The sequence below is a fragment of the Citrobacter sp. wls710 genome (assembly GCF_005281115.1).
Classification (GTDB): Bacteria; Pseudomonadota; Gammaproteobacteria; order Enterobacterales; family Enterobacteriaceae; genus Citrobacter; species Citrobacter werkmanii.
Genome location: NZ_SZXD01000026.1, coordinates 12,973 through 37,480 on the forward strand (window position 1 = coordinate 12,973; position 24,508 = coordinate 37,480).

Here is a 24,508-nt window from a genome sequence, read left to right on the forward strand (position 1 = left end):
CACCAGACAGTCGGAATTTAGCTGATTCTGACTCCCCGACGGGAAAAACACTCCCGTCCGGGCAGATGTTTTCTCCGTCGTATCTTATTTTTACCTCCATGGAGAAAACATCATGTCTGCAAATAATCCTGCTTCCGGCAAAACGGAATATTTCAACCTGACCATTAAAGGTCTGGGATATCTCAGCAATATTCGCCAGGTCAATCTTCAGAACGGCTCTTTTCTCAGTTGTGTGATTAACGCGCTGAGTGGTCCGACGGATAACCCGGTATATGTTCGCTTTGATGTTTCCGTTGCCGGCAAAGAAGCGACCAGCCTGATTGGTCGCTGTCAGAAAGCCGTTGATGAGGATAAAAAAGTCCTTATCGGCTTCACCTTAAGTAATCCGTCCACGGATATCTTTACGCTTAACAAAGGCGATCATGCCGGCGAGCAGCGTGTCAGCCTGAAAGCCCGCTTAATAAAAGTGGACTGGATAAAAATAGGCCAGGATATGGTTTATAAGACTGAAAAACCGGACTCCATGCCGCCTCAGAACGGTACTGCTCAGCCCGAATACGCTGAAAATTCTTTCTGAGTTATTTTTACCCTCACCTCCCTGAATAACGGACCTTCCTTCAGGGAGGTCTGTTTTCTTTATTAAGGAAACACATCATGAATAATTCAACAGGAATTCTGGCAGCAGAGTTCGGTTTTACTTTACCTTTGCAGGTGCTCAAAAGCGGTCGCGGTTATTATATCGGTACGGCAAATCATGAGGGACCTGTTTCCCGTGAGTCTGAAGAATACTTCAGTACCCATAAAAAAGCGGTTCAGGCGTTCACCACTGGTGCCTGGACTCAACGTGAGTGGGCATAAGGAGAGAGCATCATGGCTTCACGTGGAATTAACAAAGTCATTCTGGTTGGAAATTTAGGCCAGGATCCTGAAGTGCGCTATATGCCCAACAGTAACGCAGTGACCACGCTGTCGATCGCGACTTCAGAGAGCTGGCGCGATAAGCAAACCGGCGAAATGAAAGAGCAGACCGAATGGCACCGTGTTGTGCTGTTCGGCAAACTGGCGGAAGTGGCCAGTGAATATCTGCGTAAAGGCTCACAAGTGTATATTGAAGGCCAGTTACGTACCCGTAAATGGCAGGATCAGCATGGCCAGGATCGTTATTCTACCGAAGTGGTGGTCAACGTGAACGGTAGCATGCAGATGCTGGGTAGTCGTCAGCACTCGGGCAGCTCCTCCTCTCAACACCAGGGCTCTCAACAGCAGGGATGGGGGCAACCTCAGCAGCTTGTATCAGGTGGTCAGCCGTCCCAGGTTGGGCCGTCGTCAACCGGAAGCTCTGCTGCCGGCATGCCGATGGATTTTGACGACGACATCCCCTTTATCGGGTGTGGCTATGGCGTTAATCGCGTGACCATACACGCAATCTGACAGGGAGAATATTGTGCCTACAGTATTAAGGATCGGCGCTTATCGATTCTACTTTTACAGCCATGAACCTAATGAACCGGCGCATGTCCATATTGATAAAGGCAATGCAACCGCTAAAATATGGTTACATGATATCAGTGTCGCGCGTAGTGTGGGATTTGCTTCGCACGAGCTTCGTGAATTACAACGTCTGGTTAAAGAATATCAGATAACACTCCGGGAGGCCTGGGATGCTTACTTTACAAAGTGAGAATGATATTCGCGTAATGAATGTCTGTATTGATGATGATCGCCTGACGGTTGATCTCATGGATGGACGCAGTATCTCTGTGCCCGTTGCCTGGTTCCCGCGTCTTGCTGCTGGTACAACTGAGCAGCGACAAAACTGGGAGCTGTGTGGTGCTGGTTATGGTATCCACTGGCCTGAACTGGATGAGGACCTGAGTACCGAAGGGCTGCTTCGTGGCGCTAAAGGTGCGATTCCACGACATTAACCGGTGTAATTTGACAAACAGAACGCTGACCTTACGGTCGGCGTTTTTTTTCATCTGTGGAAAATCAGTTGTTAATTGAGTGAATGCGGGGGGATTTCGCACAGTGAGGCCTGTTAATCACTGTAAAGGAAACCCCGGATGAAATTTCAACCCCGTTATAAGACCCTGTCTGTTGTTCTGCCGCTGCTGTTGCTGGCTGGCTGTTCCTCTTCACCTCAGAAACTACTGCTGCGTGATGCCGCTGTGCCCACGCCTTCCGTGGCTGTCACCCGCAATGTTCAGACCGTCGCGCCTGATGAATATGCCAGAACCCCGGAGGTGGTGCGTTATGACCGTTATCTGCTGGTCAGCACGGATCCGATGGCTGCCCAGCGCGATCCGCTGTCGCAGATTATTGATATACGTATCCCGTCATCCCTGCGCCCTATAGTGGCGGATGCCCTGCGCTATATCCTGAAGCAGTCCGGCTATTCGCTTTGCGCCACGGGACCGGCAAACGGCGTACTGTACCGCCAGCCACTGCCGGCCGTGCAGTATCAACTGGGGCCCATGCGCCTGCGCACCGCCCTGCAGGTGATGGCTGGCCCGGCCTGGCAACTGGAGGTTGATGATGTTCAGCGCGTGGTCTGTCACAGTCTGCGTGACGGGTATCAGTTACCGGCCAGCCAGTTACCACCTGTCCTGACTTCCCAGAAGGCACCCGCCCCGGTTAAGGGAGGGTTTCTGAAAAAATGAGCGAAAAGAATATCACTGAGTCTGTACCCGCCGGGAAAAAGAGGCGTCTGCGTTCATGGTGGTCTGCTGCCGGCGTCTGTCTTTGTCTGATGATGGCGGCAGCCGGTTTTGTGTTGTATGTACTGGTCAGCGGCGTGACTGACCTGGATATGCGCCTTTCACGTCTGGAAGCGCAGGACAATACCGCTACAACCAGCACGATGTTATCCACCCTTCAGTCGCAGATCTCAACGCTGCAGGCCGGGCTGGCCGATAACCAGCAGCGTGTGGCCACACTGCAGAAAGAGACCGAAGCCCGGACCGGGCCCTCGCAGGAACTGGCCACTCTGCAGGCATCTGCCGCACGGCTACAACAGGCGCAGCAGGAGATGGCGGCCAGGCTGAGCCGGCTGAGTGCGCTTACTGAGCAGCTGAATGTCCTGAAAAGGGTACCGGCTGCTGCGATCCCGGCTCAGGAAAAAACACCGACAGACGTCAAAAAACCTCTACCCGTAAAACCCCGTTCGACGGCTCTTGTTGCGCACTATGCACCGTTTGTGCTGACCGGCGTGGAAAGGCGAGGCGCGGAGTCGTGGGCGGCGGTAGCCCCCCGCGGTTACCACAGCCTGTCGCAGATAGCGCTTATCGGTGAAGGGGAAACCGTCTCCGGCTGGACGCTGGTGCGTGCCGGTTACAGCGAAGCGACTTTCCGTGTCAACGGGCACCTGACCGCCCTTAAGGTGGAGTAAACCATCATGCAACTGAAACTGACTTTTCTGGCGCTGGTCATGCTGAGTTCGCAGGCTCTGGCGGCCACGGATACCTCCGTAGTTGAAAACTCGCAAACTACTCAGAGCCAGACGCAGTCCCTGCAGCAAAAAGCCGGCGAATGGGGGCTAAGCCCGGAGGATTTCCAGCGGTATCAGCAACTGATGAATGGCCCCAGGGGGATTCAGTCCCCGGGGCTGGACCCACTCTCGGCGCTGGGGATTGAGGCCCGCACGCCGGCAGAGCGCCGTCAGTATGCGGAAAAATGGGTTAAAGAGGAATTTGCCCGTACGCAAAAAGAACTGGATTTCCAGCGGGAAATCAATACGGCATGGCAACGGCTTTATCCGGACAGACTGCCGGTGAATCTGGGGAATGCTGCCGGTGTTGCCCGGGATACCGGGGGGCGTCTGGCGTTGTTCGTTAAGTCGAAGAACTGTCCGACCTGCGATGCGCGGCTGTCTGCGGTGCTCAGTGACAATCGTCCGGTTGATATTTACCTGGTCGACAGCGAGGGAAGTGACGATAAGTTACGCCAGTGGGCCCGTGCTCACCGTATCCCGGCGGAAAAAGTCCGTTCTCGCCAGATTACGCTGAACCATGACGGTGGCCGCTGGCTGCGCTTTGGCGACGGAATGATGCCGGTGTTGCTGCAACAGGGAGAAAAAGGATGGCATATCGCCGCATTCTGATCGCCCTGATGCTGGCTGTAAGTGGCAGTGCAACGGCAGCAGGCGAGATTGTACCGGAAGGGTATATCCGGGTGGCCGTTGCGCATGGAGTACCGCCGGAAGCGCTCTATTCTGTCTCGCTAACGGAAACCGCTATGGCACCACGATCAATTGCTGCGGTGGTCAGGCAGAAGACAAATCTGCCTGCGGTGAGTCGTCCCTGGCCGTGGACGATTAATGTGGCGGGTAAGGGATACCGCTACGCCAGCCGTCTGGTGGCCTGGCGGGCACTGCAGGTTTTTATGTCACGCTATTCCCTTAAACGTATTGATGTCGGTCTGGCTCAGGTAAACCTGGGCTGGAACGGGCATCACTTTGTGTCGACCTGGGCAGCGTTTGACCCGTACACCAACCTCAATGCTGCAGCCAGCATTCTGCGCGAGTGCTGGGAGCGTAAACCGGGTAGCTGGCTGGATGCGGCCGGTTGTTATCACCATCCGGCGGGTGGGCAAGCTGCAGCACGATACAAAACTATCGTGAAACGTCATCTTGTCCGTCTCAGCGGCACGCCCCGCCAGTCCTCTTTGTTGCCGCCTTCTTTATTACCGCAGACAGTGGCAGCCATTGCCCCTGAACCTGGTTTTATCTGGACTGAGCCCGGGAGTGAACCCTGATGAAAAAACTGTTTTTAATGATGTGTCTTTTTCTGCCCCTGACGGGCCATGCCGGACTGAACGTCCTCGCTGACCTCGGCGGGGAGGATGCCACGCCTTATTTTGACGGCATTAATAAACAACCCGGCCTGCCGGAGGCGTCACCGGCAACCCCGCCAGTTTCTGCGATGGCAGCGATGTTTCCGATCAGCACGCCGGAGATGATGCCGGGGACGGTGGAGGATCGTCCGCTGCAGTTGCCGGGCATTGGTGCGCTTTTCCTTATCGGTGATGACGAACAGTCACGGTACTGGCTGGCGGAGAATGCGCAGGCGCTAATTGCCCGACATGCGGCAGGCATGATTGTCAGTGTTGACAGTGCTTCGGCTGTTGAGTCATTGCGGGATCTGGCTCCCGGTGTTCCGATGGCGCCGGCATCCGGCTCTGAGCTGGCCCGCCGTTTGCAGTTACGGCATTACCCAGTGCTGATCACCGATACCGGATTGTCCCGACAGGTACGGCCGTGATGAGCGCACTGCAACTGAGTGCTGCGCTATTGGTCAACCCATTGCCGGCCCTGCTTCTGGCGGCGCTGTTTATCGTGGTGATGCTGCGTCTGAGCTTTCGCCAGCGGGAGAAAGCCAGCGTTCGTCGCCACCGTCGCTATCAGGCTGCGGCGGCACGGGTGCTGGAAAAACTGGGCACTTTGCCGGGGGACGGCCAGCGTATGCGGTACCTGCGCAAAATTAACCCTTATGTATTTGAGGAATTGCTGTTGCTGGCGCTGGAACGACAGGGGCTGACGGTCGTTCGTAATGCGTCTTACAGCGGGGATGGCGGCACTGACGGACAGGTCATTATTGATGACGAATGCTGGTTGATCCAGGCCAAACGCTACAGCCGGGCGATTACACCTGCCCATATTCGCGACTTTGACCAGCTTCTTGAACAGCGTACCTGCTGCGGTTTTTTCATTCACACCGGGCGGACCGGACACATGAGTCGGGCGGTCTGCTCCACCTCTCCGCGTCTTTTTATCATCAGCGGCCAGCGCTTGCTGGATCTGCTTGCCGGCCGACATGGCTGGCTGTCAGGTTGTTCATATTTTCAGAGGACATCTGTATGACATTTTCTTTACAGCGTTTACTGCGGACCGGCTGTCTCAGCCTCGCCCGTTTACTTTTTTTGTGGCCGGCGTTACTGACCGGAGGTGTGATGCTGGTAATGGCCTTCTTGTCGCATCAGGGGGGCGTCGCATCGCGGCTGGATTATTACACGTATGAGGCTGCCCGCTGGCGCAACGCGCCGGAGGGGAGCCTTATGGTGCGGCGCTGTATCGATGCCGCTACGGACAATGCCGTATTCCCTGTTGCACCGCTGAGCGGGGATGAGTGGCATGTGATGGCAGCAAGGGAAACTGACTGCCCGACAGTGGCGGAACCGTTTGAACAGGCAGCAGAAAACGATATCCGTGCATTACACCTGCTGATGAAAATTGTTCTGGTGATCAGCGTTTGTCTGGAACTGTTTATGACGGTTCGTGCTCGTAGGGGAAGGGGGCACAGTGGCGCGGTGGCGCATGTTCGCATGGCAAAGGGCGGCGTCCGTATCGTCAGGGAGGAAGATAATGAGTAACCGCTACGTGATTGAAGCCCTGTTGCGTCCGGCGGTTGAGCTGAATACTGCTGTCGTGGCCGGTATGGCGGCATATGTTTGTGTACAGGCTCCCTGGGCTGTGGCGCTGGCACCTTCAGTCAGTTATGTGACCGCGTCTGGCTTTGCGGTGTTATCCGTTGTGCGTGCCCGGCAAGGGATGAAGATTCTTCGTTATCGCCGCAATCTGACCCGGCTCCCCCGCTACGTCATGAGCGCCGGACAGATACCGGTCAGCCGTCAGCGCCTGTTTCTCGGGCGCGGGTTTCGCTGGACGCAAAAACACACCCAGCGACTGCAGGATACGCTACGTCCGGAAGTGGCGAAGTACCTGCAGCCGGGCTGGTTGTATCAGATCGCTCGCTGGCTGGAAATGAGGACGGAGCACTCAGCTCCGGGGCTGGGAAAACTGCTGCGTACGGATTCGCCCCTGAACCCGGTTCGCCCATTGCCGCCGGTTGGTGGTAATCCGGTGTTGCATGGCATTGAGCCGAATGAGCAGGATGTCTGGCTGACGCTGCTGGAGCGTGTGGGGCACACCATCGTCTATGGCACCACCCGTGTGGGGAAAACACGCCTGGCAGAGCTGCTGGTTACCCAGGATATTCGTCGCGGTGAAGTTACCATTGTTTTTGACCCGAAGGGCGATGCCGATCTGATGAAGCGCGTCTGGGCTGAAGCACACCGTGCCGGCCGGGGCGACGCGCTGTATATTTTCCACCTGGGCTGGCCCGAAATCTCTGCCCGCTATAACGCAGTAGGACGTTTTGGTCGTGTTTCCGAAGTGGCGTCCCGCGTGGCGGGGCAGTTGTCCGGCGAAGGGAACAGTGCGGCGTTTCGCGAGTTTGCCTGGCGGTTCGTCAACATCATCGCCCGGGCTCTGGTGGCACTGGGGGAACGTCCGGATTACACGCTGATTATGCGCTATGTGAATAATATTGCCGATCTGTATATCCGTTACGCTGAGAAGGTTATCCGTGAGCAGCTTCCCTCGTTACAGGCACAAATTCAGAATAACGAGCAGGTTCTGGGGGATGATGATGTTCCACGGAATATGCAGGGGCAGCCGGATGCGGTACGTATCTGGTCCATTGAGGTGGCACTCAGTTCAGAAGAAGGAAAGCAGCTTTATGATCCCATTCTGGATGGCCTGCGTAGCGCAGTACGCTATGACCGTACCTATTTTGATAAAATTGTGGCTTCCCTGCTGCCTTTGCTGGAGAAACTGACTACCGGGAAAACAGCGGAGTTGCTGGCACCGGACTATCTGGATATGAGCGATTCACGACCGATTTTTGACTGGGAGCAGATAATCCGCAAAAAGGCTGTGGTGTATATCGGCCTCGATGCGCTCAGCGACAGTGAAGTGGCCAGCGCCGTGGGAAACTCCATGTTTGCCGATCTGGTGAGCGTGGCGGGTCATATCTACAAGCACGGTATTCATGCCGGGCTACCGGGAGAGGGGGAGAGCAAGGTCCCGATTAACCTGCACTGTGATGAGTTCAATGAGCTGATGGGTGATGAATTTATCCCGCTTATTAACAAAGGGGGCGGCGCCGGCATGCAGGTGACGGCCTACACCCAGACCTCATCGGATATTGAGGCCCGGATCGGCAATGCGGCCAAAACGGCTCAGGTCCAGGGCAACTTCAACAATCTGATTATGTTACGTGTCAGGGAGAACCGTACCGCCGAACTCCTGACCACGCAACTGCCGCAGGTGGAGATTTACACCAAGACGCTGGTCTCTGGTCATCAGGATACCGATATCAGTGCGGGCCAGGATTTTACCTCCAGTACGCAGGATCGTGTCGGGACGGTCAAGGTGCCGTTGCTGGAGCCGGCTGATGTGGTAACACTACCGAAAGGGCAGGCATTCGCCCTGCTGGAAGGTGGGCAATTGTGGAAAATCCGCATGCCGCTGCCTGCCGGTGATGTGGATGATAAACTGATGCCGCAGAGTATTGCGAAAATTGCCGAGGAAATGCGCCGCAATTATCACAGTGGTGAAGCGTGGTGGAATGATGCGCCGGCCATTGTGCCAGCAGGAGGTGAACGTGGCTGAACCTCAGCGTAATAGTCCTCCTCCGCCCCGGCCGGAGAAGCCACATGGTTTGCTTTATAATGTGTTCTGGGGCTGGCCCTGGGCACTGATCGGCATGCTGCTGGGTTCGCTGATGTTGAGCCTGCTGATTGAGTACACCGGCATAGCGTTCTTCTGGCCGGAAGCGGGGGCAGCCCACAGTGAGGCGGTGATGAATACCGAACTGGGCTGGCTGTCGACAGAATTCACCCGTAGCCTGTTGCTGTCTGAGCCTTCTGTGACTGTTGTTAAATGGGTAACAGTAGCGTATCAGTGGCTGTTTGTTGACAGTGGGTTTACTGGCTGGATAAAGCAGCAGAATGTGTTGCAGACTGGCAGCGATAACGAGCTGACCCGTAATCTGAACAACTGGAGTGGGTGGCTCGCGGGCTATCTACATGAATATCTGATGGCGACCGTATGGATATGCGTGATTACCCTGGTACGGGTAACCATACTGGTTCTGTCAGTCCCGCTGTTTCTGATGGTGGTGCTGGTTTCGCTGGTCGAAGGGCTGGGACGCAGGGATCTTCGGCGCTATGGGGCGGGTTATGAAAGTTCATTTGTTTATCACCATGCTAAAAAGATGGTGAAACCAGCGATCGTAGTACCCATGATGCTGTATCTTTCCTGGCCGACGGCGGTATACCCCAACCTACTGCTGTTGCCTGCTGCCATATTGCTGGGTGTTGCTATCACGGTCACCACGGCTTCATTCAAGAAATATCTTTAGTTATCGGCGCTGGACGAAGGCGTACAAAACTTGTTTTTGTGCGTCTTCGTCAGCAGGCAAGCCCCCGCAATAGCCATTCGCTGGCGCGTCAGCCTTATTTTGCTGTCGTTCCTGCCAGCATCGGTATTATCGGTGCCGTTTTGTCCGAAGTGCTGTTACGTCACAGAGGTAAACCTAATTTGACCGGCATCTCTATGAAGCGGACGTTCTGAACATCAAGGGGTAGGTCATTGCTTTTAGGGCCCGCGGCTTAGATCCCGTGGCAAGCCGCGGCTCGTTAAGCTTGGTGCCCCTGTATATCTCAGGAGCCGTTCAGTATGTTAACGATCCAACGAGGCTCATCAATCATAAGAGATTTATCTATCTCGATAGCATTGATGCGTGTGTTGTATGTCCGAATAAGCCTTGCGAGACCTTCACGGATTTTATCGCCATCATAGATAGCAATTTCTTCAATGTTGTTGCCGATGAAGGTTTCAGCTGCCTGGACAGCAATCTGCTCGGACATGCCAACGTTATCGGCCATCTGACGTGCAGCAATAACCTTGCTTTCAAGGGTCAGTATAACGGGCCTGTAACCTGCACGCTTGTTTTCAACACAACGTGTAATCAACTTTTCCATAGGGGCGGTGGTTACGTGGAATGCAGTTGTACCTACCTGAAAATCCCCCTCCCGGTCAGTGTGAAGATCTGCCGCATTGGCCCTGTCATTGCCGATTTTAACGTCGGGAAAGCGTAACTGAAGTTTGGCACCAATAAGATGCTGCAGTACCGCCCCGGTGGGTTTGTCGGAACGCTCCGCTGCTGCCTTAAGAATATCGCTTACTACAGAGGAAACTGGCTTACTGTAATCTAGGTCGACCGTTATCCTCTGTTTGTCAAAATAGTCTAGGCGCACACATTGTGTGAAAAACGCTTCAAGCTGATTTGAAACCAATGCAGCGTCGACGGGCTCATTTTCATTAACCTGAGTGTTGTTCAGCACATCCCGAAATGCTGCAGCAAGGAAGATAGTTCCTCTGGATGTGCGTCCCCCTTCACGAGTGAAAACACGGGTTTCGCCATGTTGTTCCAGAATCTTCGATATGGTAGAACCGCTGAGCCCTCGAACCTGGCTTTTACCCTCACTGTACAGGCGTTCGTCAGTAATGGGCATACCATCAGCCATCATGCGTGAGACAATCAGTCCTGCATTCATAACGTTGGTATTTATTGAACCACTCTTGGCTCGCTCTCCTTCGTACCAGGCTTTTGCCGCTGCAAGGTATGCTTCGGTGTAACTCAACTTATCCATTCACTTTTATTCCCTGTGATTTTTTTGCCGCCTCCAGATGCGGAAGGATCATATGCCTGGCCACCCAGCCAACAACAGGAACCGCGACGGCGTCCCCGAAACCATATTGAATCTGAGAGTCACGCATATTTTCCAGTGTGTACCACCCAGCCCCCATCAGACGTGCATACTCAAGCCCGGTCATCCATCTGATTTTTAGCGTCCCCTGACCCATGATCACAACTGCCTGTTTGGAGGAGCCACCTCGCGCTGTGCGTAAGCACCCGGAAATATCTTCTGCTCTCATTTCCCATACAGGAATGCCACTACGTGTGCGGCGATAGGCTGTGCGGGCAGTTGTACTGTCCAGAGCGACAAAGTGTTCTAACCTTTCACGCTGGACTGTTGTCATCGACTCTTTAAAAAGTGTAACTTTGTCAGCATTCCACCACCGCGGATCGCTGTCAGCCAGAGTCTCAATCTCTTGAGTGAAGCCATGGCTCAATAGATCAGGTGCTTTGGGTAAAGGCATCATGAAAGTACGTACTTCAGGGTCTTTATGTAGCCAGGAAAGCCAGTCCGGCCTCAGGCACGAATCCTGTTCACCGCCATCAATTGGATTTTTTGCGCCTATAATGAATAGCCGAGGCCGGGACTGTGGCACAAAACGTCGGGCATCCAGGGTGATAGCATCAACTGCATAACCTAATGCGTTAAACTCTTTAACCGCAGCTCTCAAATCTTCTCTGTTATGGGATGAGGCAAGACCGGTGACATTTTCAAGAACGATCACTTCAGGTCTGCGCTCATTCATGCCAGCAAGCAGATCAGTAAAACCGAAGAAAGCGGATGATTCCCGGCCTCCCCTTAGGCCTACTCGCTTACCAGCCAGACTGAGGTCCGTACAGGGTGAGGAGGCCCAGGCAACATCTGCGATCGGCAGGTCTTCGCTTTTCAGGGTATGAATGTCTGCCAGCAAAAGTTTGTGAGATTTCCAATGGCCTTCGTACATCGATTTTTTGTTCAGGTCATAGTCATTAGACCAAACAGTTTTAATTCCCACTTGTTCCATTCCGGCTCTCGCTAGGCCGATACCCGCAAAGAATTCCAACGCGGTCCATTCGTAATCGCTCCGAATCGGTATTATGTTCACTCAATGTCTCCCGTTTCTATGGGTGTATCATCCCATAAAGTGATCAGACAGGCACTTACTCTCTGTAGAACGCCATTTTTTGATTTTATAGCGTAGCCATTATCCCTTCATGGTGTGTCCATGTTGACTTAGATGTTCAGCTGGCAAATATGTATCGCAGTGAACAATACCGAACAACTTCAGTCTCCGTATGATTGACATCATCGTCCTTCTCACTGTTGCCAGCATTGTTTATTTTTCTGCATAAATTTTCAAAAACGCAAATAGAGTTTATCGCTGACCAGCCCTGCCGGGCTGCGCATTCTGTACGCACCTGTTAATCCTCAAGGAGGTGCGTATGAACCATCCCCGTCCGGCCTGGCGATATATTGCCTGCATACCGGGCATCACCGGTCTGTTGCTGTTGGCCACATTGTCTACGACTGTACAGGCGGCAGAAAAAGACGAGCTTGCCTCAGCCCAGCGCCAGCTGGATCAGGTGCAGGCCTCGCTTGAACGTGCCCGTGTAGCGGCGGCCCAGGCCGATCCTGCTGAGCAGGGGCGTTTCTTTTTTGACTACCGTCAGGCCACATCCGATTTAAACACCATTCGTGCCGGTATTGACCGCTATCTGGAGCCATCCCGGTCCCAGCCCCGGGCTTCATCTGTCAGCGGCAATTATCGTCGGGAGCGTCCCTGATGGGAATGACCTCCGCACAATCCACCGCCTTTAAAGCGGCTTCCGGCAATGTCGAGGTCAGCATTCTGCACCTGGTCTGCATCGGTGTGTTGCTGGCCTTTCTGTTTTTGTGGGCCGCATGGGCACTGTCCGATGTGTGGACCGGCTGGAGTAACGAGAAAGTTCGGAATGCTGCGCTGGGTCGCTTTGCTATCCGGGCCGTGCTCCTGCTGGTTGTGAGTATCTGGATGTTTGCCAGCTGAATTAATTAATCAATTTCTGGAGAAAAATTTATGTATCACTTTGCGTCTGTTGCCACCCGCGTGCGTCGTGGTATTGACCGCGTTATTAACCGTACGTTCACGCTGGTGCTTCTGATCTGGCTGATCTGTAAACCCGCATTTGCTGACCTGCCCACTGTAGAAGCTCCTGAATCAGGAGGCGGCAGTGGCCTGATGGGGCAGATCAAAGGTTATCTGCAGGATGGTGTTGTTATTGGTGGGCTGGTAGTAGCCGCCATTGCGTTCATTAATGTGGCGATTGCAGCAGTTCATACTTTTTCTGAGGTCCGGAATGAGAAGGCCACCTGGACGAAGTTTGGCTCCATCATCGTGGTGGGTGTGGTGTTACTGGTTGCCGTTATCTGGCTGCTGGGCAAGTCCGCCGAAATTATTCTCTGAGGCGGGCCCATGCAGACCATTCGCTTTTTACCTGACCGTCTGAACAGTGAACCGGTGGTGTTTCGCGGATTCACTACACCGGAGATGGGGCTTGCCGCCCTGGCCGGTCTGGGCGTGGGTCTGCTCCTGTCTCTGCCATTTATTCCTCTTGTCGGCTGGGTCATTATCCCAACCTGCATGTTACTGGCACCGTTACTGGTTATCGGTTTCGGTGGCCGGTGGCTGAGCCGCATTAAACGCGGCAAGCCGGAAAACTATATCTGGCAGCGGCTGGAGGCGTTCAAACGTCGTCACAGCCTGGGCAACCCGACACTGATCGTTGATGCCCGGGGATGGTCTCTGAAACGAACCGGGAGAGAAAAATGAGCCGTTTTCGTCATGCGGTCAAAGACCGGGATCAGCATATTCTGACACTGCGTATTGCCTGCGGTGTACTGGCCTTTTTCCTGTTAATCACCTGCGCCGGCTGGATGCTGGCCCCAAACAAACTGACTGTCCATAACCCACCTGATTTACGTACCGGCAGTACCCGACCCTGGTGGGAAGTACCGGCGTCATCGGTTTATTCCTTTGCCTTCTATATTTTCCAGCAGCTCAACGCCTGGCCGAAAAATGGTGAAGTGGATTATCCGGCAAAAATTCATGCGTTGTCAGCCTATCTGACCCCGGGTTGCCAGGACTATCTGAATACCGAGGCCCGGAAAAGAAGCAACGCTGGCGAACTGACTGACCGTGTTCGTGTGGTGTATGAAATTCCCGGTCGGGGTTATCAGTCGAAGAGCGTCAGCGTTATCAGCAGAGATAACTGGGTGGTTCGTCTCGACCTGGTGGCGGATGAGTATTTTCATGCTGAACCGGTAAAACGCGCCCTGGTCCGTTATCCACTGAAAGTGGTGCGCTGGGAAGGGGATGCTGAACGCAATCCGTTTGGTCTGGCGCTGGACTGCTATGACGGTGTACCGCAGCGTCTGGAGGCGGCATTGCCGACGGAAATCCCCGCGAAATCAGGAGCATTTCAGTAATGAAGATCCGTAATGATACCCGCGCCGGGTTGATGGCGCTGTCACTGTCATTGTTGCTGTTGCCGCTGGTCTCTCTGAACAGCGAGCCGGCCAGGGCTGATGAATTTATGAAATGGGAGCGTATCCCTTTGCAAATCCCGCTGCAGGTGGGGCTGGAACGGGTGGTATTTGTGGATAAAAACGTCCGGGTGGGTTTTCCTCCGGCACTCAACGGTAAGCTGCGTGTGCAGAGCACCGGTGGAGCTGTCTACCTGAAGGCCGACAGCGCTTTTCCTCAGACGCGGGTGCAGTTGCAGGATGTGGAAAGTGGCGAGGTTATTCTTCTCGATGTCACCGCCGGTGAAAAAGGCCCTTTCGAGCCCGTTCGTCTGGTCTACAGCGGCGAGGTGAACACGGTAAGCAGTACGGTCGATACCCGTCGGCAGGCGGAAAACAGCAGCGGCAGCGTCCAGCCGGGAAGTGATGACGGTACGCAGGCGAAGCGTAAAAAGGTACAGTACAGCGCTCCCATCCCGGTATTGCTGACCCGTTATGCTGCACAAAGTCTGTACGCGCCGCTGCGTACGGTAGAAGCCGTGCCGGGCATCCGCCCGGTGAATCCGCATCTGCCTAAACGCCTGACAACACTGTATCCGTCTGAAGCCATAACGGCCACGCCGCTGGCCGCGTGGGGCGTGGCAAATCGCGCCGTCGTGGCAGTCCGTCTGCAAAACACCGCCAGTCGCAGGATTGTACTGGATCCCCGGGCCCTTCAGGGGCAGTTTGTGGCGGCGACGTTCCAGCACCGCTGGCTGGGGCCGGTGGGCACGCCGGAAGATACCACCACAGCCTATATCGTGACGGGCACGCGGCCGGAGAGCGCATTCATCGCTGAACCTTCCGTGGCACGTAAGGCTGTTCGTACCGCGAAGAAGGAGGTCAGCCATGCAGATTAAGTCCAATGCCATGGTGAAATTTATTGTTCCCGCAGTAGTGGTGGCGGGCCTGGCTGTGGGCCTGAAAAGCTGTAAAGGAGAGCGACCACCAGAGAATTCATCGGGTGATGTGACGACAGTACTGAAAAATCTCTCACAGGATGAGCTTAAGGCGCTCGGAGTGGAAGGTGATACGCCGGAAGACACTCTGCGCACACTGATAGGTCGGCTGAACGACGTTCGCGATCGCCAGAAAACACTGGATAAACAGAATGCCGATTTGCTGAAAGAGAATGAGCAACTGCGTAAGCGCGGCACTAATGTATCCGGGCAGGTTGACGAGGCTGTGCAGGGGTTGCGTAAAGAGTATGACAAACGCCAGCAGCAACTGCAGAACGAACAGACCAGCCTGCTGGCAAAAGTGCAGGCTCTGTCTGAACAGCTGAAAACTACCGGCAGTGGTTCCGCAGGCGTAAAACCGGCTTCTGACAGCGATATTCCACTGGGCCTCGGTCTGGATGGTCTGGGTGGCAGCACCTCTGGTACCGCCACCCGGGGTGATGATGGACTGATGTGGGTGACGCCTGGCGATCAAAAAGCTGTCGATCCACGCGATGCTGCCAGTGGTAAGGCTTCACCGCAGTTTCCCACCTCCTTTCTGGACAACAACCCTCTGACCCGGCAGAAAGCGGCCTATGAGCAGCAGGTTAAGGGCCACACGAACGAGAAGGGGGGGCAGGACAGCGCTGAACCCGTCTATACCCTGCCGGAAAACTCTACCCTGGTGGGGAGTCGGGCAATGACGGCGTTGTTAGGGCGCATTCCGATTAATGGCACTGTGACCGATCCGTACCCCTTCAAGGTGCTGATTGGTAAGGATAACCTCACGGCCAATGGTATTGAACTGCCGGATGTGGAGGGGGCGATTGTCTCCGGCAGCGCCAGTGGCGACTGGACACTCTCCTGCGTTCGTGGGCAGGTGAACAGCATCACCTTTGTTTTTGCTGACGGTACGGTCCGTACTGTGCCCCAGCCAGATGCCAGTGGGAAAAACACCGGTAATGGCAATACGCAGAATAAAACCGGTACAGACGGCGGTATCGGCTGGATTTCGGATAATGACGGTATTCCGTGTATCAGCGGTACCCGCAAGTCTAACGCGTCAACGTATCTGCCGACTCTTTTTGCGCTCTCCGCTGCCGGCACCGCCGGGGAAGCACTTAGTGAGGGGCAGTACACCACGCAGAACAATGTTAACGGGATTTCATCCACGCTGACCGGCAATGCTGGCGAAGCGGCGCTGGGGAAAGCCCTCTCAGGTGGCATGAGTGAGACCACTGACTGGGTTAAGCAGCGCTACGGGCAGACGTTTGATGCGATTTATGTACCACCGGGTGCGAAGCTGGCCGTACATATTACCCGCCAGCTTGCCATTGACTATGAAGATAACGGTCGCAGGGTTCGCTACGATTTCACCCTCCCAGGTGGGGTCAGTGACAACGGCGGTCTGGACTGATGGGGAAGAAGATGAATCAGAATGTCACACAGGGTTTTACCCTGACCTGGCTGTTTCGCGGACAGGGTGAATGGGGGATCCAGTTCACCAGCGGTCATTTTGACACCATGGAGGAAGCAAAACAGGTGATGAGTCTGGCACCGTTCGCTCAGTTGCTCTGGGTGGATGCGAGTCTGATGCTGGATCTGAGTGCCGGATACAAGATGATTCCGGTTGAGAACGACACGTTTATTGCCGGTCCACTGGTGAAAGAGTCTGATGGTATCCGGGAGTCACTGTTTCAGACAACAGACATTCTTTTCTGCCGCCCTGAATATGCCTCCTTTGAGCTGATTTCATGTAAGACGACCCGGCTGGGCCTGCAGGGCGATGTGGTCGTGTCCACCGTTGTGCCGGAGGAAAAGAACGCGGGCTTTTCTTTGATAAAGCCTCCGTACCGCGTTTTTCTGGTTTGCCTTTTTATTCTGACGGTTATTTTACTAACCGGCTGTTCAACGACAAAAGAGGAGATGCTGCCAACTGGCGAGCATACCATGCTTGAACTGTGGAACGGGGCGGACGGAGAGGGGGGAACAGCACGACAGTCTACTGCTGCAAGGGATGCACTGCGCCGCCCGTTAACCGACGATGAACACCGGAAAGGTACACAGGACGATCGCAGCTACAGCCGCACGCAGGAGAGTGAAATTTCACAACAATTCTCCCGTTTGCCCAACCCGGATATGGTGATGTACCTGTATCCCCATCTGGCTGGCGGCAACACGCCAGTGCCTGGCTACAGCACCGTATTTCCTTTCTACAGCCAGACACAGTATGCGATGCCTGGTGAACGTACGGAGGCGCTATAATGTTTTCTCTTTTCGGCCGTAAAAATGAAGTGAAACCCGATGATACGGCAGGGCAGCCAGAGGGGGAGGTTTCTCCTCTGGTTATTCATGGCCGGGAGCCACTGACGCGACCGGGCCGGATGACCCGGCAGGAAGAGTCAAAAGTGTATCACGCCAACCCGTCCATCATTGATTATCTGCCGTGGGTGGAATTCCTGGATGAAGAGCAGTGTCTTCTGCTTGAGGACGGTATCTCCGTCGGTGCGGTTTATGATGTGACGCCAGTGGCCACGGAAGGACGTACGGATGACAGGCTGGAGCAGATCCGCGATACGGTGGAAGATGCCCTGCAGGACAGCTTTGATGAATATGACGAGAACCCCTGGGTGGTGCAGTTCTTCTGCCAGGATGAAGATGATGCCGAAGCGTATCTGGACCACTTACGCGGTTACGTGAAACCGCATGCGCAGCGCACGGCATTTACGGAAGCCTGGCTGGGTGAAATGGCACGTCATATCCGCAGTATCTCGCGCCCGGAAGGGCTGTTTACCGATGCGTTGATCACCGGTCAGCCGTGGCGCGGCCAGCAGCGTCGCACCCGTATGGTGATTTATCGCTGGATCGGGACGTCCGCGTCCCGGGACCCGATGCCGCCGGTGGCGATGCTCAACCAGGCGTGTGAACGTGTGGTCAGTGCGCTTGGCGGGGCCGGTATTCGTTGTACCCGCCAGAACGGCCTGCAGGTTCACAGTTGGCTGCTGCGCCTGTTTAATCCGTCTCCGGACTGGGTGGAGAAATCCACACTGTATCATCAGGCGGCGTATGCCGATCCGCGCAACTTCCCGGCGGGCGTGGCACCGGTCAGCAATGATTTTGCTGAAACGCTGTGGTTTACGCCACCCGTTTCGGATCCGGAGAACGGCGTATGGTGGATAGATAATAAACCCCATTGTGCGCTGCCGGTTGAGAGACTGCGTACTCCACCAGAGCCGGGTACCATTACCGGTGAGCAGGCCCGCGGTGAGAAAAAAATCAACGCGCTGATGGACATGTTTCCGGAAGGGACACTGCTGTGCATGACGATTGTTGTGCAGCCGCAGGACCGACTGGAGGAACAATTTAACCGTCTGTCGAAAAATGCCGTCGGGGAGAATACCGAATCCGGCCGTGTCCGCCAGGATGTGAAAACGGTGAAAGAGTATCTGGGAAACCGGCATAAGCTGTATCGTGCCGGGATCACCTTCCTGCTGCGCGGCGATGATATGGATAATCTTAAGCGTAAACGTCTTGATCTGACCACCGTATTGCTTGGGGCCGGTCTGCAGCCGGTTCGACCGGAATTTGAGGTGGGGCCGCTGAATACCTGGCTGCGGGCGCTGCCAATGTGCTTTAACCCGGACAGCGATAAAAAACACTGGTACACCCGTCTGACCTGGGTACAACACTTGGCGGGGTTGCTGCCGGTTACCGGGCGGGAAACCGGTACCGGCAATCCGGGTTTTAGCTTTTTTAACCGTGGCGGAGATATTCTGACGTTTGATCCACTGAACAAGTATGATCGTACCCAGAATGCTCATCTGTTGTTGTTCGGACCGACGGGGGCAGGTAAGTCGGCCACGCTGTGTTATGCCTTTTCTCAACTGATGGCGGTTCACCGGCCACGTTTGTTTATCGCTGAAGCCGGTAACAGTTTTGGCCTGCAGGCTGATTATTTTGAAAGCCTTGGGCTTTCTGTCAACAAGATAAGCGTTAAACCGGGTAGTGGTGTCAGCCTGCCACCGTTTGCCGACGCGCACAAACTTGTCGAAGAAGGGCTGGCAGCACATGCCGTTGATGAAAGCGACCTCCCCGATATTGATGCTGACAGCGATGGAGAGGGTGAAGACGAGGATAAGCGGGATATTCTCGGTGAGATGGAGATTTCAGCCCGGATGATGATAACGGGCGGCGATCCGAAAGAAGAAGCCGAAATGAAGCGTGCCGACCGGGCAATGATCCGTGAAGCACTGCTGATGGCCGCGCATGCAACCTATAAAGAAGGGAGGCAGATGCTACCTTCTGACCTGCAGAAAGCATTATACAGCATTGCCGGTGATGACAGCGATGAGGGGCAGAATGTCCGTAATGCCCAGCGTAAGGCGAAAGCTGCAGAGATGGCGGAGGCGCTGGGGATGTTCACGCAGGAAGGCAGCTTTGAGGCAGAGCTGTTTAACCGCGAGGGTGAGCTGTGGCCGGAAGCGGATGTGACCCTGGTGGATCTCGGTCATCTGGCGCGTGAGGGTTATGAAGCGCAGATGGCACTGACCATGGTGTCAATGACCAACATGATTAACAATATTGCGGAGCGGGACCAGTATCTCGGCCGCGATATTGTCTTCGCGGTGGATGAGGCGCATATCGTGACGGTTAATCCACTGCTGTCGCCGTATATGACCAAAGTGGTCAAAATGTGGCGAAAGTTGGGGGCCTGGCTGTGGCTGGCCACGCAGAACCTGAAGGACTTTCCGGATATTGCGGAGAAAATGCTGAACATGGCGGAATGGTGGATTTGCCTCACCATGCCACCGGAAGAGGTGAAAGATATCAGCCGGTTCCGCGCACTCACACCTGAACAGGAAGCCGTGCTACTTTCCGCCCGCAAGCTGTCAGGTTGCTATACCGAAGGGGTAGTGCTGGCCAAACGTATTGAGGCGCTGTTCCGTGCTGTTCCCCCCAGTCTGTATCTCGCGCTGGGCATGACGGAGAAAGAGGAAAAGGCAGAACGCCGGGCGCTTATGCGTGAGCATCACTGTAGCGAACTGGACGCGGCGAAGCTGATTGCCCGTAAACTGGACCGGTTGCGCGGACTGACTGATGCACACGACGAGGAGAGCACAGCACCATGATGACGCTGAAGTATCCGATTCCCTGTGTCTGCGGTAACGACAATCCGGATAACACTGTTTTCACCCTGCCCCCGCAAGGGGAACCCAGGATGTCAGTGGTGACGCAGGCTAATCTGCAACGTCTGAGCGAACACATCCGAAATCGACTGAATGGCCCGGTGACCGTTACCTGTCACCCTCATCGGGTGGGCCTGAGCAGCTGTGTGGCGATTACGGTGGAGGGCCGACTCCGCAGAGCGGTTAATATTCTTATCACCGTTAGTGGGCAGGGAAGCTGGCCAGCAGAGGAGGAGTATGAACATCCCCGCTGGTATATTACCGTGACGGACGCGGCCGATATGCTCTATCTGGTGCTTTGGTTAGGTGATATATTAGACTAAATTTTAAATAACTTGATGGTTTGGCCATTCTCCACTGGCCTACTATCAGGCGACAATGGCGGCGGACTGGCGGAGAAATACCGGGTAGGTGATTAGGAACCAAGTCAGTCAATGGTAAGGAATTGGTATGGCTCTATTGGATGTAATAAAAGGCTGTTGGTCAGCAAAAAAAACTGGTGCTTCGATTAATGAACAACAGGGAGTCTATGATACCTTAACGCCGAAAATAATTACTGATAGCAGTGTTGAACCTTATTTTGATGCGCTGGATTTTGCTTTTTCCAAATCAGATGTGAAAAATATTGCTATTACTGGACCTTATGGTGCAGGTAAAAGCACAGTTATTCTTTCTTATCTTAAATCTCGCCTTAAAAAAGATTTTATCAATGTGTCACTTGCTGATTTTTCCTTATCAGGAAAGAGTGAAAAATCGGAATCAGAGAACGTAGAGATTGAATTAAGCATACTCCAGCAGATCCTGTACAAGGAAAATAAAGATAATCTTCCTGATTCACGTATTGATCGGATTCAGAATAGAAATAAAAAACACATTTTTTCTCTGTTCGCTACTGTATTAACAGTGGTTGGGCCGATATTATTGTTAGCTGTGGCACTGTTTCCTAAAAAAATCCTGTCATTATTTAGCGTAGATGAAGTTACGCTAAATACGATCATTGATGCTTATCCAGCACGGTTGGTATTTAGCGCTTTTATGGGAACAGTTGGTTTGTTTTTTATCGTTCGGGCTGCTTCCAAAGCTGGTATTTTTGATAAGAAAATCAAGCTTAGCAAGATAGCATTTCTTCAGGGTAGTGCCGATATGGCATCCCAGGATGCTTCTTCACTGCTTAATAACTGCCTGGATGAGATTGTCTATTTCTTTTCCCGTTCACAACATAAAATTGTGGTATTTGAGGATTTAGACAGGTTAGGTAACACCGAAGTATTTGTTAAGCTAAGAGAGATTAACCAGATAGTTAATAATAATATCCAGGGTGAGCCGGTTAGATTTGTCTATGCCTGCCGGGATGATATTTTCCTTGGTGCAGATATCCGGACTAAATTTTTTGATTTTATTTTACCTGTGATCCCGGTGATGGATTCCCGGAATGCCTACACTCATTTAAAAAACAAACTAAATGATTTTCCGGCCAATGAGCAGGCGCTTCTTAAGCAGATGTCATTGTATATAAGTGATATGCGCTCTTTGCAAAATATTGTCAATGAGTTCAATCTGTTCAAGAAGGTGGTTGATGACAATAGGAATCAGGCGAAGATTTTTTCACTTATCTTTTATAAGAACATCTACGCACAAGATTATAATTTAATAGATAAAAAATCGGGTGTTCTATATTCATTCATCCACGATTATCGGTTGCGTAAACTGCATGAAAGCTATTTCATTAGTTTGGATAAAAAATTAGAACAACTTAATAATAAGTTGGTGGAGATAAAAAAAGAATCTGCAAATACTGATAAGGAATTACGGAAGCAGCTTGTCAGTCGATTTATTGCTCCTGAATTATGGCCTATTGTGCATTTTAGCTCCGAACAATATTACAGTAATGGTCATTATATGACTCATGCTGAAAGTTTATGTGACAATGAAACAAATTTTATTGAGTTCTTTAGTAGGAAATCACAACTTTATGTGGGTTATGGTAATTATAATTCTAATAATTACCAACCTATTACCCATTCATCCATAATAGAAGAATATAACCTAAGAGCTAAGGTTATTGCCAAAGATAAAGCAGCAGAATATCAAAAGACCGTCAGTGAAATTGAGGAGGTTAGGGAAAGTATTCGTACTCGGAATTCCATCTCACTGGCCGAATTATTAAAATTGATTGGTTGGGAAAGATTTAAGGAGATTGCTGAAGTCTATATTGAAAAATGTGATGATCGCACAATTATTGACCTGGAACAGCTGGAAACTATCCGCAATGGATTCCGCTTTGGCGGTTTAGAGGCTCTTTATTACCTGTTGACCAATGGTCATATCATGCAAGATTTTATGATGTTCCGGTCTGTCTTTCATAAGGGAACCATCTCTGTTAATGATAATGACTATATCAAAGCCGTTGGTCGTCATATGGGTTGTGAAGAAGTAAACCAGAATTTTTTACTGGACAACCCCAAAGATGTGTTGGCGGAATTGATTGGCCAGCGTTATCAATATCGAGCTGGTGCTATCCACCATCAAATCGTAGCACTATTGCTTGATAGTCGTCATAGCGTTGACACAAAAAATTTGTCTGAGATGGTTGCGATGATATTCCAGAAAACCTCTACGGATATTCTGGCTATCTTTAATGTATTAGAATCCTGTTTTGTTGATGCCGATTATTTTACCCGGTTAGTGGTCTTTTCCTTGGGAGATAGCCGCTATCTGGATAAGATGATCGCGGTGATTGAGGAACAGGAACGCAGCAGTATCGTCACGTCAATTGTTACGAAGATGGTAGCTTTAATCTCACCTGAGGTATCAGCCAATCAGGAAAATTATCGACAATTTATTGTCGAGCAAGGGTTTAGTTTGATTTCTTTTGTAGAAGGTAGCAATCTTGAACCATTTCTTAATAATATCAAACTGCTGGGTGTTATTTATCAGGATATTTCTTTGCCGTTCACTCCCTCTGAAACTCAGGCATTAACCTTTATCGCCGAAAATCAGATGTATACTCTGGATAAGAAAAATTACAGAGTTATCGTTGCTGGATTATTACAACATGAAAATATACCTTGCGATCGGGTAGATGAGTTGCCATGGTCATTACTGGAGAAGTACCAATTATCCAGTGTAAAAGAGTACGTGAATGACAATATCGATATTTTTGTTCGGGAAATATTTATAGACTCTAAGGAAAGTAGTGAGACTATTGTATCGGTGCTTACTCACCCAAATTTAAGTGATGATCTTAAAATTGGTATGCTGAAAAAGATGCAATTCACTGTGGTGGATTTACATGATTTTCCAGAGCATATTGATGCTGATATGGATGAATTATCATACCATGATCTGTTCTACCGCTACGATCGCGTAGCGCCGGGATGGGATGCTTTATTAAATTATATTTGCGAAGGGTGCAACCTTGAGGTATTAACCCAGTATATTGAAGAGCATGCTCAGGTTTTGAGCCAAAAGGAAGTGAGCCTGGTTGATGGGGAACGCTATGATCTCCTTTATATGAAGGTTATTTGCAATGATAAACTTAGTGATAGTGCATATTTCTCAGTGTTAAAACCAGTTTATATTAATGTTCATCATTGGGATGAACGGTTGAGCCTGGACAACTTTCTGCGTCTGATAAAAAATAGCAAAGTAGAGTTGGATACAGAATCCTTTAAACAGGCAGTGCAATGTTTCATTTCGGATACTGCTAAGGGAAGTATTGAACCATTTGTACTGTGGTTTTCTCAATTTAAAGAAACCTTTTTCTCCGATACAGATTATTATCTTCGGGATGAGCATGACGATACTTTTCTTGAGGAAATGTTGGTTGCTATTCATAACTCCCAGAGCTTCACTTTTTCGGAAAAAGCCACGCTGCTGTTCAAATACCGTGAGCGTTACCATGAGTCCTTCCTTGATGAGCTAACTATCTCTAACGAAGGTTTACTCGCTATAATTGCGCTTTCTACTGATGATAATTTTTCCATGAATCTGATAGTCAGGCTGTTAAAAAATGGCTATCGCAGTCGAGTGGAGATCGCACGTCTGGTGGGCAGGCTTGAAGAAAAAGAATTCTCTAAGATATTTAATCAAAAAAGCGCAACACTGAATCTCAGTAATGGTCAACAAGCGGAGCTATTCCTGTCTGCTTTACAGCAAGCTGGTCTTATTAAGAAATGGTCACTTCGGGAAGCAGGCAAATATCACGTACACTGCTGTTATGAAGAGGATGAGAACTACATTGATTGAGAATAAGGGCAACTGCCTTCTCCCGTTTCTATGCGGACGGGAGAAAAGGAGCTGTTCTGCATCTGAATAGCGCTA

At 52.1% G+C, this 24,508-nt stretch carries 27 protein-coding genes; 25 read left to right on the forward strand and 2 right to left on the reverse strand.

What is annotated here, in order from left to right; translation table 11 throughout:
* The first annotated feature begins 112 nt into the window (after positions 1-112).
* The 14 genes from FDX14_RS09140 to FDX14_RS09205 all read left to right on the forward strand — a co-directional run bounded on the left by FDX14_RS09140 (position 113) and on the right by FDX14_RS09205 (position 9,200).
* Positions 113-577 carry an STY4534 family ICE replication protein gene (locus tag FDX14_RS09140; protein ID WP_032191372.1) on the forward strand — a complete coding sequence of 155 codons (465 nt, stop codon included), beginning with the start codon at positions 113-115 and terminating at the stop codon, positions 575-577.
* A gap of 77 nt (positions 578-654) precedes the next feature.
* Positions 655-858, forward strand: a complete 204-nt coding sequence (locus tag FDX14_RS09145) for a hypothetical protein (RefSeq protein WP_137349380.1) — start codon at positions 655-657, stop codon at positions 856-858.
* 12 nt (positions 859-870) lie between these two features.
* On the forward strand, positions 871-1,431 hold the full coding sequence (locus FDX14_RS09150) for a single-stranded DNA-binding protein (protein ID WP_137349381.1): 561 nt from the start codon (positions 871-873) through the stop codon (positions 1,429-1,431).
* Positions 1,432-1,444: 13 nt separating this feature from the next.
* Positions 1,445-1,681 carry a DUF4160 domain-containing protein gene (locus tag FDX14_RS09155; RefSeq protein WP_016190698.1) on the forward strand — a complete coding sequence of 79 codons (237 nt, stop codon included), beginning with the start codon at positions 1,445-1,447 and terminating at the stop codon, positions 1,679-1,681.
* Positions 1,662-1,925, forward strand: a complete 264-nt coding sequence (locus tag FDX14_RS09160) for a DUF2442 domain-containing protein (protein WP_032191376.1) — start codon at positions 1,662-1,664, stop codon at positions 1,923-1,925. The genes FDX14_RS09155 and FDX14_RS09160 overlap by 20 nt, the downstream gene beginning before the upstream one ends.
* 138 nt (positions 1,926-2,063) lie before the next feature.
* Positions 2,064-2,660: a PFGI-1 class ICE element type IV pilus protein PilL2 gene (pilL2, locus tag FDX14_RS09165; RefSeq protein ID WP_137349382.1), complete on the forward strand. Its 597-nt coding sequence runs from the start codon at positions 2,064-2,066 to the stop codon at positions 2,658-2,660.
* Entirely contained in the window at positions 2,657-3,388 is a 732-nt protein-coding gene (locus tag FDX14_RS09170; RefSeq protein WP_137349383.1) for a hypothetical protein, read from the forward strand. The genes pilL2 and FDX14_RS09170 overlap by 4 nt, the downstream gene beginning before the upstream one ends.
* Before the next feature lie 6 nt (positions 3,389-3,394).
* On the forward strand, positions 3,395-4,099 hold the full coding sequence (locus FDX14_RS09175) for a TIGR03759 family integrating conjugative element protein (protein ID WP_137349384.1): 705 nt from the start codon (positions 3,395-3,397) through the stop codon (positions 4,097-4,099).
* Positions 4,078-4,752, forward strand: coding sequence for a lysozyme family protein (locus tag FDX14_RS09180; protein ID WP_137349385.1), 675 nt, complete (start codon positions 4,078-4,080; stop codon positions 4,750-4,752). The genes FDX14_RS09175 and FDX14_RS09180 overlap by 22 nt, the downstream gene beginning before the upstream one ends.
* Positions 4,752-5,258: an integrating conjugative element protein gene (locus tag FDX14_RS09185; protein WP_137349386.1), complete on the forward strand. Its 507-nt coding sequence runs from the start codon at positions 4,752-4,754 to the stop codon at positions 5,256-5,258. The genes FDX14_RS09180 and FDX14_RS09185 overlap by 1 nt, the downstream gene beginning before the upstream one ends.
* A complete protein-coding gene (locus FDX14_RS09190; protein WP_137349387.1) occupies positions 5,258-5,857 on the forward strand; it encodes a restriction endonuclease in 600 nt (199 codons plus the stop codon). Before FDX14_RS09185 ends, FDX14_RS09190 begins: the two co-directional genes overlap by 1 nt.
* Complete coding sequence (locus FDX14_RS09195; protein WP_137349388.1) at positions 5,854-6,366, forward strand: hypothetical protein; 513 nt, start codon at positions 5,854-5,856, stop codon at positions 6,364-6,366. The genes FDX14_RS09190 and FDX14_RS09195 overlap by 4 nt, the downstream gene beginning before the upstream one ends.
* Entirely contained in the window at positions 6,359-8,449 is a 2,091-nt protein-coding gene (gene traD / locus FDX14_RS09200; RefSeq protein WP_032191385.1) for a type IV conjugative transfer system coupling protein TraD, read from the forward strand. Before FDX14_RS09195 ends, traD begins: the two co-directional genes overlap by 8 nt.
* Positions 8,442-9,200: a TIGR03747 family integrating conjugative element membrane protein gene (locus FDX14_RS09205; RefSeq protein WP_016190708.1), complete on the forward strand. Its 759-nt coding sequence runs from the start codon at positions 8,442-8,444 to the stop codon at positions 9,198-9,200. The genes traD and FDX14_RS09205 overlap by 8 nt, the downstream gene beginning before the upstream one ends.
* A gap of 301 nt (positions 9,201-9,501) precedes the next feature.
* Here the strand turns inward: FDX14_RS09205 and FDX14_RS09210 are convergent, their stop codons facing one another.
* Both FDX14_RS09210 and FDX14_RS09215 read right to left on the reverse strand, forming a co-directional pair.
* Positions 9,502-10,494, reverse strand: coding sequence for a DUF4928 family protein (locus tag FDX14_RS09210; RefSeq protein ID WP_137349389.1), 993 nt, complete (start codon positions 10,492-10,494; stop codon positions 9,502-9,504).
* Entirely contained in the window at positions 10,487-11,626 is a 1,140-nt protein-coding gene (locus tag FDX14_RS09215; protein ID WP_137349390.1) for a DNA cytosine methyltransferase, read from the reverse strand. Before FDX14_RS09215 ends, FDX14_RS09210 begins: the two co-directional genes overlap by 8 nt.
* 337 nt (positions 11,627-11,963) lie before the next feature.
* On the opposite strand from FDX14_RS09215, the gene FDX14_RS09220 reads away from it, so the two are divergent.
* The 11 genes from FDX14_RS09220 to FDX14_RS09270 all read left to right on the forward strand — a co-directional run bounded on the left by FDX14_RS09220 (position 11,964) and on the right by FDX14_RS09270 (position 24,433).
* Positions 11,964-12,305, forward strand: a complete 342-nt coding sequence (locus FDX14_RS09220) for an integrative conjugative element protein, RAQPRD family (RefSeq protein WP_101862488.1) — start codon at positions 11,964-11,966, stop codon at positions 12,303-12,305.
* Positions 12,305-12,547, forward strand: a complete 243-nt coding sequence (locus FDX14_RS09225) for a TIGR03758 family integrating conjugative element protein (protein WP_016190712.1) — start codon at positions 12,305-12,307, stop codon at positions 12,545-12,547. Before FDX14_RS09220 ends, FDX14_RS09225 begins: the two co-directional genes overlap by 1 nt.
* Before the next feature lie 30 nt (positions 12,548-12,577).
* Positions 12,578-12,964, forward strand: a complete 387-nt coding sequence (locus tag FDX14_RS09230) for a TIGR03745 family integrating conjugative element membrane protein (protein ID WP_137349391.1) — start codon at positions 12,578-12,580, stop codon at positions 12,962-12,964.
* 9 nt (positions 12,965-12,973) lie between these two features.
* Positions 12,974-13,330: a TIGR03750 family conjugal transfer protein gene (locus tag FDX14_RS09235; protein ID WP_137349392.1), complete on the forward strand. Its 357-nt coding sequence runs from the start codon at positions 12,974-12,976 to the stop codon at positions 13,328-13,330.
* Positions 13,327-13,986, forward strand: a complete 660-nt coding sequence (locus tag FDX14_RS09240; protein ID WP_033567116.1) for a PFL_4703 family integrating conjugative element protein — start codon at positions 13,327-13,329, stop codon at positions 13,984-13,986. The genes FDX14_RS09235 and FDX14_RS09240 overlap by 4 nt, the downstream gene beginning before the upstream one ends.
* Positions 13,986-14,921 (forward strand): TIGR03749 family integrating conjugative element protein, encoded by a 936-nt coding sequence (locus FDX14_RS09245; protein WP_137349393.1) that lies wholly within the window; start codon positions 13,986-13,988, stop codon positions 14,919-14,921. Before FDX14_RS09240 ends, FDX14_RS09245 begins: the two co-directional genes overlap by 1 nt.
* On the forward strand, positions 14,911-16,416 hold the full coding sequence (locus tag FDX14_RS09250; protein ID WP_137349394.1) for a TIGR03752 family integrating conjugative element protein: 1,506 nt from the start codon (positions 14,911-14,913) through the stop codon (positions 16,414-16,416). Before FDX14_RS09245 ends, FDX14_RS09250 begins: the two co-directional genes overlap by 11 nt.
* 446 nt (positions 16,417-16,862) lie before the next feature.
* Positions 16,863-17,264 carry a TIGR03751 family conjugal transfer lipoprotein gene (locus FDX14_RS09255; RefSeq protein WP_033567154.1) on the forward strand — a complete coding sequence of 134 codons (402 nt, stop codon included), beginning with the start codon at positions 16,863-16,865 and terminating at the stop codon, positions 17,262-17,264.
* Positions 17,264-20,128: a conjugative transfer ATPase gene (locus FDX14_RS09260; RefSeq protein WP_137349395.1), complete on the forward strand. Its 2,865-nt coding sequence runs from the start codon at positions 17,264-17,266 to the stop codon at positions 20,126-20,128. The genes FDX14_RS09255 and FDX14_RS09260 overlap by 1 nt, the downstream gene beginning before the upstream one ends.
* A complete protein-coding gene (locus tag FDX14_RS09265) occupies positions 20,125-20,508 on the forward strand; it encodes an acetyltransferase (RefSeq protein ID WP_137349396.1) in 384 nt (127 codons plus the stop codon). The genes FDX14_RS09260 and FDX14_RS09265 overlap by 4 nt, the downstream gene beginning before the upstream one ends.
* A 127-nt stretch (positions 20,509-20,635) precedes the next feature.
* The gene (locus FDX14_RS09270; protein ID WP_137349397.1) at positions 20,636-24,433 is read left to right on the forward strand and encodes a YobI family P-loop NTPase; all 3,798 of its coding nucleotides are present in this window, start codon (positions 20,636-20,638) and stop codon (positions 24,431-24,433) included.
* Positions 24,434-24,508 lie beyond the last annotated feature (75 nt).

Excerpts from the sequence above, each read along its gene's own strand:
- traD (WP_032191385.1), top strand. The coding sequence starts at position 6,359 with ATGAGTAACCGCTACGTGATTGAAGCCCTGTTGCGTCCGGCGGTTGAG.
- FDX14_RS09230 (WP_137349391.1), top strand. The coding sequence starts at position 12,578 with ATGTATCACTTTGCGTCTGTTGCCACCCGCGTGCGTCGTGGTATTGAC.
- FDX14_RS09150 (WP_137349381.1), top strand. The coding sequence starts at position 871 with ATGGCTTCACGTGGAATTAACAAAGTCATTCTGGTTGGAAATTTAGGC.
- FDX14_RS09140 (WP_032191372.1), top strand. The coding sequence starts at position 113 with ATGTCTGCAAATAATCCTGCTTCCGGCAAAACGGAATATTTCAACCTG.
- FDX14_RS09160 (WP_032191376.1), top strand. The coding sequence starts at position 1,662 with ATGCTTACTTTACAAAGTGAGAATGATATTCGCGTAATGAATGTCTGT.
- pilL2 (WP_137349382.1), top strand. The coding sequence starts at position 2,064 with ATGAAATTTCAACCCCGTTATAAGACCCTGTCTGTTGTTCTGCCGCTG.
- FDX14_RS09195 (WP_137349388.1), top strand. The coding sequence starts at position 5,854 with ATGACATTTTCTTTACAGCGTTTACTGCGGACCGGCTGTCTCAGCCTC.
- FDX14_RS09175 (WP_137349384.1), top strand. The coding sequence starts at position 3,395 with ATGCAACTGAAACTGACTTTTCTGGCGCTGGTCATGCTGAGTTCGCAG.
- FDX14_RS09170 (WP_137349383.1), top strand. The coding sequence starts at position 2,657 with ATGAGCGAAAAGAATATCACTGAGTCTGTACCCGCCGGGAAAAAGAGG.
- FDX14_RS09265 (WP_137349396.1), top strand. The coding sequence starts at position 20,125 with ATGATGACGCTGAAGTATCCGATTCCCTGTGTCTGCGGTAACGACAAT.
- FDX14_RS09270 (WP_137349397.1), top strand. The coding sequence starts at position 20,636 with ATGGCTCTATTGGATGTAATAAAAGGCTGTTGGTCAGCAAAAAAAACT.
- FDX14_RS09180 (WP_137349385.1), top strand. The coding sequence starts at position 4,078 with ATGGCATATCGCCGCATTCTGATCGCCCTGATGCTGGCTGTAAGTGGC.
- FDX14_RS09220 (WP_101862488.1), top strand. The coding sequence starts at position 11,964 with ATGAACCATCCCCGTCCGGCCTGGCGATATATTGCCTGCATACCGGGC.
- FDX14_RS09240 (WP_033567116.1), top strand. The coding sequence starts at position 13,327 with ATGAGCCGTTTTCGTCATGCGGTCAAAGACCGGGATCAGCATATTCTG.
- FDX14_RS09245 (WP_137349393.1), top strand. The coding sequence starts at position 13,986 with ATGAAGATCCGTAATGATACCCGCGCCGGGTTGATGGCGCTGTCACTG.
- FDX14_RS09190 (WP_137349387.1), top strand. The coding sequence starts at position 5,258 with ATGAGCGCACTGCAACTGAGTGCTGCGCTATTGGTCAACCCATTGCCG.
- FDX14_RS09260 (WP_137349395.1), top strand. The coding sequence starts at position 17,264 with ATGTTTTCTCTTTTCGGCCGTAAAAATGAAGTGAAACCCGATGATACG.
- FDX14_RS09250 (WP_137349394.1), top strand. The coding sequence starts at position 14,911 with ATGCAGATTAAGTCCAATGCCATGGTGAAATTTATTGTTCCCGCAGTA.
- FDX14_RS09185 (WP_137349386.1), top strand. The coding sequence starts at position 4,752 with ATGAAAAAACTGTTTTTAATGATGTGTCTTTTTCTGCCCCTGACGGGC.
- FDX14_RS09235 (WP_137349392.1), top strand. The coding sequence starts at position 12,974 with ATGCAGACCATTCGCTTTTTACCTGACCGTCTGAACAGTGAACCGGTG.
- FDX14_RS09210 (WP_137349389.1), bottom strand. The coding sequence starts at position 10,494 with ATGGATAAGTTGAGTTACACCGAAGCATACCTTGCAGCGGCAAAAGCC.
- FDX14_RS09145 (WP_137349380.1), top strand. The coding sequence starts at position 655 with ATGAATAATTCAACAGGAATTCTGGCAGCAGAGTTCGGTTTTACTTTA.
- FDX14_RS09225 (WP_016190712.1), top strand. The coding sequence starts at position 12,305 with ATGGGAATGACCTCCGCACAATCCACCGCCTTTAAAGCGGCTTCCGGC.